The organism is Mesorhizobium sp. WSM4809 (assembly GCF_055811655.1).
On the sequence record NZ_JBVVQW010000002.1, the window covers coordinates 410,149 to 425,903 of the forward strand.

The 15,755-nt window shown below is 63.1% G+C and carries 10 protein-coding genes; 4 read left to right on the plus strand and 6 right to left on the minus strand.

Annotation, left to right across the window (positions count from 1 at the left end; genetic code table 11):
* Positions 1-71: 71 nt before the first annotated feature.
* Complete coding sequence (galU, locus tag AC0L24_RS06500; RefSeq protein WP_127270261.1) at positions 72-977, minus strand: UTP--glucose-1-phosphate uridylyltransferase GalU; 906 nt, start codon at positions 975-977, stop codon at positions 72-74.
* Between the two features lie 209 nt (positions 978-1,186).
* Here galU and AC0L24_RS06505 point away from each other — a divergent pair, with 209 nt between their 5' ends.
* Positions 1,187-2,407: a lytic murein transglycosylase gene (locus tag AC0L24_RS06505; RefSeq protein WP_127381663.1), complete on the plus strand. Its 1,221-nt coding sequence runs from the start codon at positions 1,187-1,189 to the stop codon at positions 2,405-2,407.
* A 98-nt stretch (positions 2,408-2,505) separates the two neighbouring features.
* Positions 2,506-3,714, plus strand: coding sequence for an SGNH/GDSL hydrolase family protein (locus AC0L24_RS06510; protein ID WP_127809387.1), 1,209 nt, complete (start codon positions 2,506-2,508; stop codon positions 3,712-3,714).
* A gap of 21 nt (positions 3,715-3,735) precedes the next feature.
* On the opposite strand, the gene AC0L24_RS06515 is transcribed toward AC0L24_RS06510, so the two are convergent.
* Together AC0L24_RS06515 and gltB are read right to left on the minus strand one after the other, a co-directional pair.
* On the minus strand, positions 3,736-5,190 hold the full coding sequence (locus AC0L24_RS06515) for a glutamate synthase subunit beta (RefSeq protein ID WP_292661537.1): 1,455 nt from the start codon (positions 5,188-5,190) through the stop codon (positions 3,736-3,738).
* Between the two features lie 141 nt (positions 5,191-5,331).
* Positions 5,332-10,068, minus strand: a complete 4,737-nt coding sequence (gene gltB, locus AC0L24_RS06520) for a glutamate synthase large subunit (protein ID WP_292661540.1) — start codon at positions 10,066-10,068, stop codon at positions 5,332-5,334.
* Positions 10,069-10,578: 510 nt separating this feature from the next.
* On the opposite strand from gltB, the gene AC0L24_RS06525 reads away from it, so the two are divergent.
* A complete protein-coding gene (locus AC0L24_RS06525; protein WP_128363168.1) occupies positions 10,579-11,631 on the plus strand; it encodes a threonine aldolase family protein in 1,053 nt (350 codons plus the stop codon).
* A 69-nt stretch (positions 11,632-11,700) separates the two neighbouring features.
* On the opposite strand, the gene AC0L24_RS06530 is transcribed toward AC0L24_RS06525, so the two are convergent.
* Positions 11,701-12,168 carry an Hsp20 family protein gene (locus tag AC0L24_RS06530; RefSeq protein ID WP_013529716.1) on the minus strand — a complete coding sequence of 156 codons (468 nt, stop codon included), beginning with the start codon at positions 12,166-12,168 and terminating at the stop codon, positions 11,701-11,703.
* A gap of 478 nt (positions 12,169-12,646) precedes the next feature.
* Between AC0L24_RS06530 and AC0L24_RS06535 the strand changes: the two genes are divergently transcribed.
* The gene (locus tag AC0L24_RS06535; RefSeq protein ID WP_127329365.1) at positions 12,647-13,624 is read left to right on the plus strand and encodes an alpha/beta fold hydrolase; all 978 of its coding nucleotides are present in this window, start codon (positions 12,647-12,649) and stop codon (positions 13,622-13,624) included.
* Positions 13,625-13,714: 90 nt separating this feature from the next.
* Here the strand turns inward: AC0L24_RS06535 and hisN are convergent, their stop codons facing one another.
* Positions 13,715-14,488, minus strand: a complete 774-nt coding sequence (gene hisN, locus AC0L24_RS06540; protein ID WP_127270523.1) for a histidinol-phosphatase — start codon at positions 14,486-14,488, stop codon at positions 13,715-13,717.
* 325 nt (positions 14,489-14,813) lie between these two features.
* Positions 14,814-15,755 (minus strand): N-formylglutamate amidohydrolase, encoded by a 942-nt coding sequence (locus tag AC0L24_RS06545; protein ID WP_127329367.1) that lies wholly within the window; start codon positions 15,753-15,755, stop codon positions 14,814-14,816.

Consider the following 15,755-nt stretch of genomic DNA (forward strand, 5'->3'; position numbering starts at 1 on the left):
GGGCTTGCGTGCCAAACGTGCGTTGAGATCAGACCGGCCCTTCCGCGGACCGGCTGAACATCGACATCGACTTAAGATGCGGCGCCGCGGCGCTCGGATGGCTTCATCTCATCGAGAAGCGTGCGGATCACACCGGCCATGTTCTCGTTCATGTCGCTGCGCCACAGCGCGAAGGCGACGTTGGCCTCGACGAAGCCTTCCGGCGATCCGCAGTCGAACGTGCGGCCTCGATAGTGGTAGCCGTAGAAAGGCTGCTGCTTTTCCAGCTTCAGCATGGCGTCGGTGAGTTGGATCTCGTTGCCGGCGCCTTTTTCCTGGCCTTCAAGGATCTTGAAGATCTCCGGCTGCAGGATGTAGCGGCCGTTGATGTAAAGATTGGACGGCGCGGTGCCGGCCTTCGGCTTTTCCACCATCTCGGTGATGCGGAAACCGTGATGCGTGTCCTCGCCGCGGCCGACGATGCCGTATTTGTGGGTTTCGGCGGGAGCGCATTCCTGCACCGCGATGATGTTGTTGCCGGTCTCCTCGTAGAGCTCGACCATTGCCTTCGTGCAGCTCTTCTCCGACTGCATGATCATGTCGGGCAGCAACAGCGCGAAGGGCTCGTCGCCGACGAGTTCGCGGGCGCACCAGACGGCATGGCCAAGTCCCATCGGCACCTGCTGGCGTGTGAAACTGGTCTGCCCCGGCGCCGGCTGCAGCCGTTGCAGGCGGGCGAGCTGGTCGTCCTTGCCGCGCTGGGCCAGCGTGTCATAGAGTTCGAACTGGATGTCGAAATGGTCCTCGATGACGGCCTTGTTGCGGCCGGTGACGAAGATGAAATGCTCGATGCCGGCCTCGCGTGCCTCATCCACCACATACTGGATCACCGGCCGGTCGACGACGGTCAGCATTTCCTTGGGGACAGCCTTGGTGGCCGGGAGAAACCGTGTGCCGAGACCGGCGACCGGGAAGACTGCCTTGCGAACTCTCTTCATGCTTTCAATTATCCGTTTGAGGGCCAGCTCCGCAATCCCCGTTCCAAGACATTTTCACGCCGGAATTCGGGACTACTGGGCAACTGAGAGGAATGTCCACCGGTAAAGCTTCGAAGCGTCTTTTCGTTCCCGGTGGCGCCTATGGTAAACTAATTCCTAACCTGGTTCGGCGATGAATGGTCTTTCCTGAGACAGAGAAGGAGGAAAAGATGTCCGTTCGCAATGCCGCAAAAATTTTTACCAGCGTCATGGCGGCAGCCAGCCTATCGCTCGCTCTGCTGATGCCTGGCCCCGCTTTCGCCGATGCCGGTTTCCGGCAGTGGGTCGCCGGCTTCCGCGCCACCGCCGTGCAGAGCGGCGTTTCCGGCGCCCTCTACGACCAGGCCTTCAGGAACATCAGGGATATCGATCCGGTGGTGCTGGAGAAGGCGCGTACGCAGCCTGAATTCACGGCCCCTGCCTGGGACTATTTCGACAATCGCGTCCATGACCAGTCGGTCGCCGTCGGCCAGCAGATGGCCAGGAAATGGAAGCCGTGGCTGGACCGGATCGAGGCCAGGTTCGGTGTCAACCGCTACATCCTGCTGGCCATCTGGTCGATGGAATCGAACTATGGCGAGATCCTCAAGCGCGACGACGTCATGCGCAATGTCGTGCGCTCGCTGGCGACCTTGGCCTATGCCGATCCGAAGCGGGCGAAATTCGCCCGCACCCAGCTGGTCGCCGCGCTGAAGATCCTGCAGACCGGCGACATCGACGAAAGCCATCTGAGCGGATCCTGGGCCGGCGCCATGGGCCATACCCAGTTCATCCCGACCAGCTATCTCCACTATGCCGTCGACATGGACGGCAACGGCAAACGCGACATCTGGAATTCGATTCCCGATGCGCTGGCGACCTCAGCCAACCTGTTGAAGAAGAATGGCTGGCAGGCCGGCAAAACCTGGGGCTACGAGGTTGCTTTGCCCGCTGGAAAGCTTCCCGGCGGCTCGAAAACACTGTCGCAATGGCAGGCGCTCGGCGTGGTCAGGGCCAACGGCAAGCCGTTCAAGAACGGCTCCGACAAGGCGACGCTGAAGGTGCCGGACGGCCGCAACGGGCCGGCCTTCCTGATGATCAAGAATTTCACGGTCATCAAAGCCTACAATAACGCCGACAAATATGCGCTGGCCGTCGGCCTTCTTGCCGACGAAATCGCCGGCTCCAGCGGTCTCGTGCAGGACTGGAAGCGGCCTTTCACCAAGCTCACCTTCGAGGAAAGGCAGGAGCTGCAGCAGCGGCTTTCCCAACATGGCCTTTATGACGGCAAGTTCGACGGCAAGATCGGCGACGGCTCGAAATCAGCCATCTTGGCCTTCCAGGCCAAGGCCGGCTTGACCCAGGACGGTTACCCGAGCATGGAAGTGCTGAAGTGGCTCCGGCAGAAATAGAGCCGCCTGCGGTGCCGCGCGGCCTTTCGGGCGCGCAAAGGACGCTGTAGCAATCTGGTTGGCGCGGCATTTGCTGCGCCAAGGGATGGAGGAAACGATTGGCTTCGGCTGCGCGCATCGCAGGGCTTGTTCGTCGCATGCCGGTGCTCATCCTGGCCGTGATCGTGCTCACCGTCGGTGTGGCTGGCGCCTTTCATGCGCCGGCCATGGCGCAGGAGCAGCAAAACCGCGGCTGGTCGCTGCGCGACCTTCTGTTCCCACGCCGCAGCGAGCGGATCGAGCCGCCGCAGGACATCCAGAAGCCGAGGCCCAGGCCCAAGGCGAAAAAACCCCGCGCCCCGCGCCCGCCCGCGGAACCGGAAATCCCGGTGGTCGACAAGGCACCGGACGCTCGCACCGTGCTGGTGGTCGGAGACTTCATGGCGGCCGGCCTCGCCGAAGGCCTCGACACCGCCTTTGCCGAGAATGCCGGCGTCAGGATCGTCGTTCGCAGCAATGGCTCGTCCGGCTTCGTACGCGATGATTTCTACAACTGGCCCGAACAGATCAAATTGCTGATCGAGACCGAAAAACCTGCCGCCGTGATCGTCATGCTGGGTTCCAACGACCGCCAGCAGATGAAGGTGGGTGACGTGCGCGAGCAGCCCCGCTCTGCAACCTGGACCAAGGAATATGAGCTTCGGACCGAGGCGTTCGGCAAAGCTGTCGCGGAGGCAAAGGTACCCTTCCTCTGGGTCGGCATGCCGGCGTTCCGGGTGTCGAAGATGACCTCCGATATGCTGGCCTTCAACGACATCTATCATCAGGCCGCTGAAAGCCATGGCGGTGAATTCGTCGACGTCTGGGACGGCTTTGTCGATGAGAACGGTGCTTTCGTCACCAGCGGCCCCGACATCAACGGCCAGCCGGTGCGGCTGCGCGCCGATGACGGCATCAACGTCTCGAGGGCGGGCAAGCGCAAACTCGCCTTCTACACCGAAAAACCGCTGCTGAAGATCCTCGGCCTGACCGCGCCTGGAAGCGTGATTACACCGTCCGCTCCGGCGGGCGCACCTGTCGAGGCGCCGGCGCCGGCCGCGGCCCCCATCGTTATCGACCGCACCGCGCCGATGCTGCTCAGCGATCCGGCACTCGACGGTGGCTCCGAATTGCTGGGCGCGGCACCGCCGGCGAAGGCCAATCCGGACTTGCCCGGTGAAAAGCTTGTGGTCGAGGGCAAGGCACCGATTGCATCGCCCGGCCGCGCCGACGATTTCTCATGGCCGCCAAAGGCCGCGACCGATACCACGACCGCGATCAATCGTTAGTATCGCTGCACGCTCCTGGGTTCAGCGCGGGAGAACGCTCGACCCCATCAACGCCTCGTCGATCGAGCGTGCCGCCTGGCGGCCCTCGCGGATCGCCCAGACGACCAGCGACTGGCCACGACGCACGTCGCCGGCCGCATAGAGCCTGTCGACGCTGGTCTTGTAGTCGCGGTCATTGGCCTCGACATTCCTGGAGCGGCGGCTGTCGGTGGCGATCTTCATCTCACCGTCCAATTCCTTCGCCACACCGGCCGCGGCCGGCCCGGCAAAGCCGATGGCGATGAAGGCGAGATCGGCACGGATGACGAATTCGGTGCCGGCGATCGGCTTGCGCTTGTCGTCGACCTCGCAGCACTTGACGCCGGTCAGCTGGCCTTCCTCGCCGATGAATTCGAGTGTCGCCACCTGGAATTCGCGCTCCGCGCCTTCGGCCTGCGAGGACGAGGTGCGCATCTTGGTCGCCCAATAGGGCCAGACCGAAAGCTTGTCTTCCTTCTCCGGCGGCTGCGGACGGATGTCGAGCTGGGTGACACGCACGGCGCCCTGGCGGAAGGCCGTGCCGACACAGTCGGACGCTGTATCGCCGCCGCCGACGACGACGACATGCTGGCCGCCGGCGATGATCGGATGCGACGGCCACGCCACCGACTGGATCGGTTCGCCGCCGACCCGCCTGTTCTGCTGCACCAGATAGGGCATCGCGTCATGCACGCCGCCGAGATCGTCGCCGGGAATGCCGGCCGAGCGCGGCGTTTCGGAACCGCCGCAATAGAGCACGGCATCATGCTCGGCGAGCAGCTCGGCAACCGGCTTGTCGACACCGACATTGACGCCGCAATGGAAGGTCACACCCTCGCCCTGCATCTGCTCGATGCGCCGGTCGATATAGTGCTTCTCGATCTTGAAGTCGGGAATGCCGTAGCGCATCAGCCCGCCGGGCCGACTTTCGCGCTCGTAGACATGGACATCGTGGCCGGCGCGGCCAAGCTGCTGGGCAGCCGCCATGCCGGCAGGGCCGGAGCCGATGACGGCGACGCGCTTGCCGGTTTTCTTCTCCGGTGGATAGGGCCTGATGTGGCCGGTTTCATAGGCCTTGTCGGCAATCGCCTGCTCGACCGTCTTGATGGCGACGGGAATGTCCTCGAGGTTCAGCGTGCAGGCTTCCTCGCAGGGCGCGGGGCAGATGCGGCCGGTGAACTCCGGGAAATTGTTGGTGGAATGCAGGTTGCGGATCGCGTTGTCCCAGTCGCCATTGTAGACGAGGTCGTTCCAGTCTGGAATCTGGTTGTGGATCGGGCAGCCGGTCGGCCCGTGGCAGAACGGAATGCCGCAATCCATGCAGCGCGCGGCCTGTTTCTCGACCTCCTTGTCAGACATCGGCAGCGTGAATTCACGGAAATGCCGGATGCGATCGGAGGCCGGCTGGTACTTGTGCACCTGCCGGTCGATTTCGAGAAAGCCTGTTACCTTGCCCATAGTCCAGTTCCTGCTGTCCAGATGGTGCGGTTTTCGCCGCACCCGTTAACCCCTTGAGGCAGCCATGGCAACCTTGCGCCGGAGGTCAAACTGTCGATGAAGATGGGCCGGGAAGTTTGGGCTCCCCGGCAATTGCAAAGCCTATTCCGCCGCGACGCCCATGCGCATGCGTTCCATCTCGATCAGGGCGCGGCGGTATTCGACCGGCATGATCTTGCGGAACTTCGGCCGGAAAATCGTCCAGTCGTCGAGAATCTCGCGACCACGTACCGACCCGGTGTAATGCACATGGTTGGAAATCAGCTGGTAAAGCCGCTCCTCGTCATGGCTGGTCATGTCGCCGGAGACGTCGACGCGACCCTTGTGGTCAAGGTCGCCGCCATGGTGCAGCAGCCTTTCCATCAGATCGTCTTCTTCCGGAACCGGCTCCAGCTCGACCATCGCCATGTTGCAGCGCTCGGCGAAATCGCCCGCCTCGTCCAGCACATAGGCGACGCCGCCCGACATGCCGGCGGCGAAATTGCGGCCGGTCTTGCCGATGACGACGACGATGCCGCCCGTCATGTACTCGCAGCCATGGTCGCCGACGCCTTCGACGACGGCGGCGACGCCCGAATTGCGCACGGCGAAACGCTCGCCGGCGACGCCGGCAAAGTAGGCCTCGCCCTCGGTGGCGCCATAGAGCACCGTATTGCCGACGATGATGGACTCCGCCGCGACGATCTTGGCCTCTTCCGGCGGCCGGATGACGATGCGGCCGCCCGACAGGCTCTTGCCGACATAGTCATTGCCGGCGCCGACAAGCTCGAACGAGATGCCGCGCGCTAGGAAGGCGCCGAAGGACTGGCCGGCAGTGCCGGTCAGCTTCACCTGGATGGTGTCCTCGCGCAGGCCCTTGTGCTTGAAGCGCTTGGCCACTTCACCCGACAGCATGGCGCCCGTCGAGCGGTCGACATTGCGGATATCGACCTCGATCTTGACCGGCAGCTTGCTTTCGAGCGCAGGCTTTGCCAGCTCGATCAGCTTGCGGTCGAGCACGTCGTCGATCGGATGCTTCTGGCGCTCGGTCCAGTGCACCGCCTCATGCGGCGCATCCGGCTTGAAGAACATCTTCGAGAAATCGAGCCCGCGCGCCTTCCAGTGCACGATCAGGTCGCGCTTCTCCAGAAGATCACTGTCGCCGATGATCTGGTCGATATGGGTGTAACCCATCTCGGCGAGCAGCTCCCTCACCTCTTCCGCCACGTAGAAGAAGAAGTTGATGACATGCTCGGGCGTGCCCTTGAAGCGCTTGCGCAGCACCGGATCCTGCGTCGCGACGCCGACCGGGCAGGTGTTGAGATGGCATTTGCGCATCATGATGCAGCCGGCCGCGATCAACGGCGCGGTCGAGAAGCCGAACTCGTCGGCGCCAAGCAGCGCGCCGATGATAACGTCGCGCCCCGTGCGCAAGCCGCCGTCGACCTGCAGCGCGACGCGCGACCGCAAGCCGTTCAGCACCAGCGTCTGGTGCGTCTCGGCAAGGCCCATTTCCCATGGGCTGCCGGCATGCTTGAGCGAGGTCAGCGGTGAGGCGCCAGTGCCGCCATCATAGCCCGAAATGGTGATGTGGTCGGCCCGTGCCTTGGCGACACCCGCCGCGACCGTGCCGACGCCGACTTCCGACACCAGCTTGACCGACACGTCGGCCGCCGGATTGACGTTCTTCAGATCGTAGATCAGCTGTGCCAGATCCTCGATCGAATAGATGTCGTGATGCGGCGGCGGCGAAATCAGGCCGACGCCCGGCGTCGAATGCCGGACCTTGGCGATGGTCGCGTCGACCTTGTGGCCGGGCAGCTGACCGCCCTCGCCGGGCTTGGCACCCTGCGCCACCTTGATCTGCATCATGTCGGAATTGACGAGGTATTCGGCCGTGACGCCGAAACGGCCCGAGGCGATCTGCTTGATCGCCGAGCGTTCGGGGTTCTTGCCGCCGCCAGGCAGCGGCAGATAGCGGTCGGCCTCTTCGCCGCCCTCGCCGGTGTTCGACTTGCCGCCGATCTGGTTCATCGCGCGCGCCAGCGTGGTATGCGCTTCGCGCGAGATCGACCCGAACGACATCGCCCCGGTCGAGAACCGCTTGACGATGTCGGCCGCTGACATGACGTCGTCGAGCGCCACCTTCTTGCGGCCGGTCTCTCCGGCCAGCTTGATCTTGAACAGGCCGCGAATGGTCTGGGCGCGGGCCGTCTCGCTGTCGATCTGGGCGGAATAGTCCTTGAACGTTTCCCACGACCCCTGGCGCACGGCGTGCTGCAAGGTGGCGACTGCGTCGGGCGACCAGATATGCGCCTCGCCCCGCATGCGGAACATGTATTCGCCGCCGACCTCGAGGCTGTTGCGCAGCACGGGGTCGTTGCCGAAACCGTCATTGTGGCGGCTGAGCGTCTCGGCCGCGATCTCGTCCAGGCCGACGCCTTCGATCAGCGTCGCGGTGCCGGTGAAGTATTGCTGCACGAAATCGGTCTTCAGGCCGATGGCGTCGAAAATCTGCGCGCCGCAATAAGACTGGTAGGTCGAGATGCCCATCTTGGACATCACCTTGAGGATGCCCTTGCCGATCGACTTGATGTAGCGCGAAACGACCTCGTAGGCGTCCACTTCCTTCGGCAGTTCGCCACGCTTGTGCATGTCGAGCAGCGTGTCGAAGGCAAGATACGGGTTGATCGCCTCGGCGCCATAGCCGGCAAGGCAGCAGAAATGATGCACTTCGCGCGGCTCGCCGGATTCGACGACGAGGCCGACCGAGGTGCGCAACCCCTTGCGGATCAGGTGATGATGGACCGCGGCCGTAGCCAACAGCGCCGGGATGGCGATGCGGTCCGGCCCGACCTGGCGGTCGGACAGGATGATGATGTTATAGCCGCCGGCGACCGCCGCCTCCGCCCGCTCGCACAACCGGTCGATGGCGCCCTGCATGCCCGCGGCCCCTTCGGCCGAGCCATAGGTGATGTCGATCGTCTTGGTGTCGAAGCGGTCCTCGGTGTGGCCGATGGAACGGATCTTTTCGAGATCGCCATTGGTCAGGATCGGCTGGCGCACCTCAAGCCGCTTGCGGCGCGAATTGCCGACCAGGTCGAAGATGTTAGGCCGCGGCCCGATGAAGGACACCAGGCTCATCACCAGCTCCTCGCGGATCGGATCGATCGGCGGGTTGGTGACCTGGGCGAAGTTCTGCTTGAAGTAGGTGTAGAGCAGCTTCGACTTGTCCGACATCGCCGAGATCGGCGTGTCGGTGCCCATCGAGCCCACCGCTTCCTGGCCTGTCGTCGCCATCGGCGACATCAACAGCTTGGTGTCTTCCTGGCTATAGCCGAATGCCTGCTGGCGATCGAGCAGGCTGACATCCTTGCGCAGCGCGCGCGGCTCGACCGGCTTCAGATCTTCGAGGATGAGCTGCGTGTTGGCGAGCCAGGTCTTGTAGGGATGCTTGGTCGCGATCTCCGACTTGAGCTCCTCGTCGGAAACGATGCGCCCCTTCTCGAGGTCGATCAGCAGCATGCGGCCGGGCTGCAGCCGCCACTTCTTGACGATCTTCTCCTCGGGCACCGGCAGCACGCCGGCTTCCGAGGCCATGATGACGCGGTCGTCATCGGTGACGATGTAGCGTGCCGGGCGCAGGCCATTGCGGTCGAGCGTGGCGCCGATCTGGCGGCCATCGGTGAAAACCACCGCCGCCGGCCCGTCCCACGGCTCCATCAGTGCCGCATGGTATTCGTAGAAAGCCTTGCGATCGGCATCCATGAGCTTGTTGCCCGCCCAGGCTTCCGGGATCAGCATCATCATGGCATGGCTGAGCCTGTACCCGCCCTGGAACAGGAACTCGAGCGCATTGTCGAAGCAGGCGGTGTCGGACTGGCCGTCATAGGAAATCGGCCACAGCTTCGAGATGTTGTTGCCGAACAGTTCGGAATCGACCGACGCCTGGCGCGCAGCCATCCAGTTGTTGTTGCCGCGCACGGTGTTGATCTCGCCATTGTGGGCGACCATGCGGTAGGGATGCGCCAGCTTCCAAGACGGGAAGGTGTTGGTCGAGAAGCGCTGGTGGACGAGGATCAGCGCGGTCTCGAAGCGCGGATCGATCAGGTCCTTGTAATAGGCGCCGACCTGGTAGGCCAGGAACATGCCCTTGTAGACGATGGTGCGCGCCGACAGCGACACGCAATAGGCGCCGATGTCCTTGTTGTCGTTCTCGGCGTAGATGCGGCCCGATATGACCTTGCGCAGCAGATAGAGCCTGGCCTCGTATTCCTCGTCATCGGTAATGTCTGGCGTGCGGCCGATGAAGATCTGCCGGTGGAACGGCTCGGATGCCACGATGTCAGGCGCCTTCGACAGCGACGAATTGTCGACGGGCACGTCACGGAAACCGATGAGCGGAAGCCCCTCGGATTGCGCCGATTCGACAATGATGTCCTCGATATGGGCGCGAAGGGCCGCGTCCTGCGGCATGAACCAGTGTCCGACGCCGTACTGACCCGCCGGCGGCAGGTCGATGCCCTGGGCCGCCATCTCCTCACGGAAGAACTGGTCGGGAAGCTGCACCAGCACGCCGGCGCCATCGCCGACCAGCGGATCGGCGCCAACGGCGCCGCGATGCGTCAGGTTTTCGAGCACAGCCAGCCCGTCCTTGACGATCTGATGCGACTTCACGCCCTTCATATTGACGATGAAGCCGACGCCGCAGGCGTCATGCTCGTTGCGCGGATCGTAGAGGCCCTGGGCGGAAAAGCCGTTGGCGGTTCGGCTAATATTGGATCGCAAGGTGGTTTTGACGGTTGCCGCTTTCGTCTGCGCGGCCTGGCCGTTCGTCGCAGAGTGCGTCATGTCCGTCATCTCCTGTCCTCCATTCCCAGCCATTCAGGCGCTGGTTTGCCTCGGCAAGCGCTTGGCTCACCCTGATCCTTGTGGCACGTCTTGCGAAATCCTTGCCGAACCAGGCGGCTTTCCGCATGGATCGCATCTGGTAATCGTACAGGCCAGAGTCTGGCTGTCCACCTGTCGCTCGCGGCAACAGCCGGAGAGGCCCAAATGATACGCCAATCCAGCTCGTTTTGTGCGACAAAATAAGACAGCACTACTGTCCTAAATTTTTATGGCAGAAATCTGGGACGCACACAAGACCGATTCACAAAAAACCTGGGCGTCTGGCGACAGAAAATGTCGTGAAGCCGGTGGAAAACGTAAGCTTCAGTCGTCGGCCGGGGCTTTGCCGGTTGGCTGGCTTTACTGTTTTTCCGGTGCCTGGCCCCTTGCGGTCCGCTCGCGAAACCGGTCAACTTCAGGCCGATTTCCCCAAAGCCCGATCTCCCCAACCCCCCGACCTCCCAAGACATAGGCAGATGCATGTTCTTCGCTTCCGACAATTGGGCAGGCGCCCATCCCAATATTGCCGCCGGCCTGTCGGCCAATGCCGGCGGCTTTTCCACCGCCTATGGCGATGGTGCGCTCGACCGGGCAGTCTACCAGCGCTTCAGCGAGATTTTCGAACGCGAGGTCGCGGTTTTCTTCGTCGCCACCGGCACGGCCGCCAACTCGCTGGCGCTGACCACTTACAACAAGCCAGGCGGCATTTCCTTCGCCCACCGCGAATCGCATGTCATCGAGGATGAATGCGGCGCGCCGGTGTATTTTTCCGGCGGCTCGCGCCTGCATGACATCGATGGCCCGCTGGGCAAGATCGACCCGCACAATCTGGAAAGGACCATCGCCCGTTTTGCGCCCGAAATCGTCCATTGGGGACGACCGATGGCCGTTTCGATCACCCAGTCGACCGAGGTCGGCACCATCTACGGCCTGGATGAGATCGAGACGATCTCGGCGATCGCCAAGAAGCATTCGGTGCCCCTGCACATGGATGGCGCCCGCTTTGCCAACGCGCTGGTCGCGCTTGAGACGACACCGGCCGAAATGACCTGGAAACGCGGCGTCGACATCCTCTCCTTCGGCGGCACCAAGAACGGCTGCTGGTGCGCCGAGGCGATCGTGCTGTTCGATCTTGATCGCGCCAAGGAATTGGCCTTCCTGCGCAAGCGCGCCGCCCAGTTGTTTTCGAAATCGCGCTTCGTTGCGGCGCAGTTCGAGGCCTATTTCAAGGACGGATTGTGGCTGGACACCGCCCGCCACGCCAACGCCATGGCCGCGCGCCTTGCCGCGGCGATCGAGGATTCGGCAACGGCGAAGCTGGCCTGGCTGCCGCAAGCCAATGAGGTGTTCGCGGTGATCAAGAAGGCCGAGGCTGAAAAGCTGCAGGCAGCGGGTGCCGCCTTCTACGACTGGCACAAGCCGCACGGTTTCGACGGTCATATCGGCGAGGACGAGTTGCTCTATCGCTTCGTCACCAGCTTCGCGACGACGGCCGAAGATGTCGACCGCTTTGGCCAGCTGATCGCAGGATAATCAATATCCCTGACAACAAAAAAGCGGCGCCTTTCGGCGCCGCTTCCGTCTCGGGAGGAGACTTGTACTTTAGGCAGCGGTCTTGGCCTCGATCTGCTTGGCCTTGGCCGAAGACGCCGTAATGGCGATCTTGCGCGGCTTCAGCTCCTCGGGGATGTTGCGCTTGAGGTCGACGAAGAGCAGGCCGTTCTTCAGCGAAGCACCGACGACTTCAACGTGATCGGCAAGCTGGAAGCGGCGCTCGAAAGCCCTTGAGGCAATGCCGCGATAGAGCAGTTCGGACCCTTCGCCGGTGCCCTCGTCTTTGCGCTCACCTTTCACGGTCAGCACATTGCGATGGGCTTCGATCGAGATTTCCTCGTCCGAGAAGCCGGCAACCGCCATCGAGATGCGGTAGGAATCCTCACCGGTGCGCTCGATGTTGTAGGGCGGATAGGTCTGCGCGCCATCCGGCTGCGCAAGCGAATCGAGCATGGTGAAGAGGCGGTCGAAGCCGACGGTCGAACGATAGAGCGGGGAAAAATCAACGTGACGCATGAGGTGTTCTCCTGTTGAGCAACATGGTTTGCGTATGGCCGGTGCGAAACCCTTGAGCGGCGTTTCGGCTAGACCAGCGGCCCCGACATTGGCGACCGCATGAGACATTTGGGGAGCGCCCGAAGGCATTTCAAGATTTCACCCGACGGCAAAAGCCGTGCGGCTGATTCCCAGATGAACGGCAGATGAACCGGCGCTTCGGCGCGCGTTCAGACAGCCGGCGCTAGAGTGCATTCCAGGATCAAGGACTGGCGGCGCCGATCGCACTACAGGCGCCGCAACGAGGCCGACCGGGTGTTAACGTCCCTTCCTCCCGGATCGACAGAGGCCGGAAGCACGCTTTCAAGCGGCTTCCGGCCTTCCCCGTTGCAGCCTCCGTCACCCGGAATTCCTTGGCTTTTGGCGCATGGGCGTCTATCACCTTAGCGGAGCCGGCCAGCGCAGGCGGGCATGCGAGACGCCGAGCACGAAGCGCCGAATGACGGATCTTTTCACCGAAAACTCCCTTTTTCACGAAATCGAGGGCAATCCGCGGCCGGAAAATGCCACCGGCGGCTTCTTCACCACGCGTGACCGCAAGAATATCCGCTACGGCCTGTTCGGCGCGGTCGCTCGCCCGATGAAGGGCACCGTGGTCCTGCTCACCGGCCGCAACGAGTGCATCGAGAAATATTTCGAAACCATCCGCAATCTTGCCGATCGCGGCTTTGGCGTCGCCACGCTCGATTGGCGCGGCCAGGGCGATTCCGACCGGCTGATCCGCGATCACCAGCGCGGCTACGTCAGCAGCTTCCGCGAGTACACCGCCGACCTCGAACAGTTCTTCGAGGAGATCGTGCTGCCCGATTGCCGCGGACCGTACTACATCCTCGCCCATTCGGCAGGTGCCTTGATCACCCTGCTTGCCGCCCCATCAATGGTGAACCGCATCCGGCGCATGGTGCTGATCGCGCCCTTCCTGACGCTGCCCGACCTGCCGGTCTCGATCTCGACGGTTCGCCGCGTCTGTTCTCTATTCTGCGCTCTCGGCCTCGGCCGGCTCTACGCCGCCTGGGGTCCGCGGCCGAGGATTACGGCCCCGTTCGAGACCAACAAGCTGACATCGGACCCGGAGCGCTATCGGCGCAACACACGGATCTATGAAGAATACCCGCAACTGGCGCTTGGCGGGCCGACGATCCGCTGGCTGCAGGCAGCCGCGAAAGCATCGGAAGCCGTCAGCGACCCCGATTTCATGGCTCGGATCCAGGTCCCGCTGCTGATCATCGCCGCCGGCGCCGACCAGGTCGTCTCGACCAGGGCCGTGGAAGCCTACGCCAGGCGTCTGCGGCTCGGTTCGCTGCTGATGATCGATGGCTCCCGCCACGAAATCCTGCAGGAAGCCGACATCTACCGCGAGCAATTGCTCGCCGCCTTCGACGCCTTCATTCCCGGCAGCGACGACCCCACAGCCTGACGGGCGCCGGTCGCTCCCCAAGGGGTGCCGCCGGCAGTAAAACGACTGCTTCAAGCGGTCGGCATCCCCTGAATGGCGGCGGACGCTCGTTTAGCCGCGCAGGGCGGCCATGGCGGCGGCATGAAGTTCCGGCGTCGCCGCGGCGAGTACATCGCCGCCCTGTTCCGCCGGCCCGCCATCGAATGTGGTGACGACGCCGCCTGCCTTTTCGATGATCGGGATCAGCGCCACGATGTCGTAGGGCTTCAATCCGGGATCGGCGACGATGTCGACGCTTCCCGAGGCGATCATGGCGAAGGCATAGCAATCGGCGCCATAGCGGGCGAGCTGGATCTGTCTTTCGAATGCATCGTAACGGTTGCGCGCCTCGCCCTTGAACAGGGCCGGCGTGGTGGTGAACAGCGTCGCCTGGTCCAACTTCGTCGTCTTGCGGGTCGTCAGTTTTCGCGGCCCGCCTGGCCCCTCATAATGGGAGCCCGAGCCGTTGGCGTAGAAAAGCTCGCCGGTGAAGGGCTGCGCCATCATGCCGGCAACGGCGTCGCCATCGACCGTCAGCCCGACCAGTGTGCCCCACACCGGCAGGCCGGAAATGAACGCGCGCGTGCCGTCGATCGGGTCGATCACCCAGACGTGCCGACTTGAAATGTTCTCGCTGCCATGCTCCTCGCCTAGAATACCATGATCGGGATACTCAGCCGATATCAGAGCCCGGATGGCGCGCTCGGCCTCGCGATCGGCCTCGGTGACCGGATCAAAACTGCCCTGTTCCTTGTTGGCGACCGCACCTTGGGCACGAAAGCGCGGCAAGGTCTCCGCCGCTGCCGCCTGCGCGATGCGACGCATGAAATCGATGCTGATGTCCAACTGATTCTCCCGCATTGCAGCATGCCCGAGCCCGGCTTTGCCGCCAATTTCGTGCCAAAACAAGGGTGTCGAGGATTTTTCCGCGACGGCATCTGTTGCCTGGATGTCACACAGGCGCCATCGAAACGCAATTTCCACATCAGAGTGAATTAAAAAAGGCTGAAGGTCGCTTGACATTTGTGCAGCGCACAATACCCTCAATCTCGGACAGGGTTTCCTGTCCATGCCCTCCTTGGGCGTTTCCTCCCTAGACTTCGACCGTATCGTGCAAACGATGCGGTCTTTTTTTATGGCGCCATTCAGTCCGCGGCCAGCGGCAGGTTATTCACTCCGCGGCCAGTGGCAAGTCGATGAAATGATGATCGGGCATCGACATCAGGTCGGCTGAGAACCGCGTCAGATCGTCGGCCAGCGCATCGAAGCCGGCAGCCTTCTCGAATGTCCGCTCGTTCATATAGAGCCCCCGGTTGACCTCGATCTGCAGCGCGTGCAGATGGCGCGCCGGGCGGCCATAGTGCTCGGTGATGAAGCCGCCGGCATAGGGCTTGTTGTGGGCGACCGAATAGCCCATGGCGCTGAGCAGGCCGATCGCGGTGTCGGTCAGGGCGGCCGTTGCCGAGATGCCGAAACGGTCGCCGATGATGAAGTCGGGCCGCTGGCCGCTGTCGCCGACCCTGATGCTCGCCGGCATCGAATGACAGTCGATCAGCACGGCAAAGCCGAACCGCGCATGGGTTCTGGTCAACAGCCGCTTCAGCGTCTCGTGATAGGGCTTGTAGACGGCCTCGATGCGGGCGACCGCTTCGGCCAGCGGCAAGCGGCCGGAATAGATGTCGAGCCCCTCGCCGACCAGCTTCGGCACCGTGCCCAGCCCGCCGGCCACCCGTGCCGAGCGGATGTTGCAGAAGGACGGCACCGGCTCGGCGAACATGCGCGGATCAAGCTCCCACGGTTCACGGTTGACGTCGAGATAGGCCCTCGGGAAATTCGCCGCCAGCAGCGGTGCGCCGAGCGCGACGGTCCCGCCGAACAGCTCATCGACGTAGCAGTCCTCGGACCGGCGGATGGCGTTGCGGTCCAGCCTTGCCATGGCAAGGAAGCGCTCCGGATAGTAGCGGCCGCTATGCGGTGAGTTGAAGAGGAAGGGGACGCGCTGCTCGACGCCCGACCGGATTTCGAAGGGTGGAAAGACCGAAAAATCCTCGGCTGCCGTCTTCAATTTGAACGAACCCGAAAACACCAGTGCATCATGATGTGAAAGTGCCAC

Excerpts from the sequence above, each read along its gene's own strand:
- galU (WP_127270261.1), bottom strand. The coding sequence starts at position 977 with ATGAAGAGAGTTCGCAAGGCAGTCTTCCCGGTCGCCGGTCTCGGCACA.
- AC0L24_RS06505 (WP_127381663.1), top strand. The coding sequence starts at position 1,187 with ATGTCCGTTCGCAATGCCGCAAAAATTTTTACCAGCGTCATGGCGGCA.
- AC0L24_RS06515 (WP_292661537.1), bottom strand. The coding sequence starts at position 5,190 with ATGGGCAAGGTAACAGGCTTTCTCGAAATCGACCGGCAGGTGCACAAG.
- gltB (WP_292661540.1), bottom strand. The coding sequence starts at position 10,068 with ATGACGGACATGACGCACTCTGCGACGAACGGCCAGGCCGCGCAGACG.
- AC0L24_RS06525 (WP_128363168.1), top strand. The coding sequence starts at position 10,579 with ATGTTCTTCGCTTCCGACAATTGGGCAGGCGCCCATCCCAATATTGCC.
- AC0L24_RS06530 (WP_013529716.1), bottom strand. The coding sequence starts at position 12,168 with ATGCGTCACGTTGATTTTTCCCCGCTCTATCGTTCGACCGTCGGCTTC.
- AC0L24_RS06535 (WP_127329365.1), top strand. The coding sequence starts at position 12,647 with ATGACGGATCTTTTCACCGAAAACTCCCTTTTTCACGAAATCGAGGGC.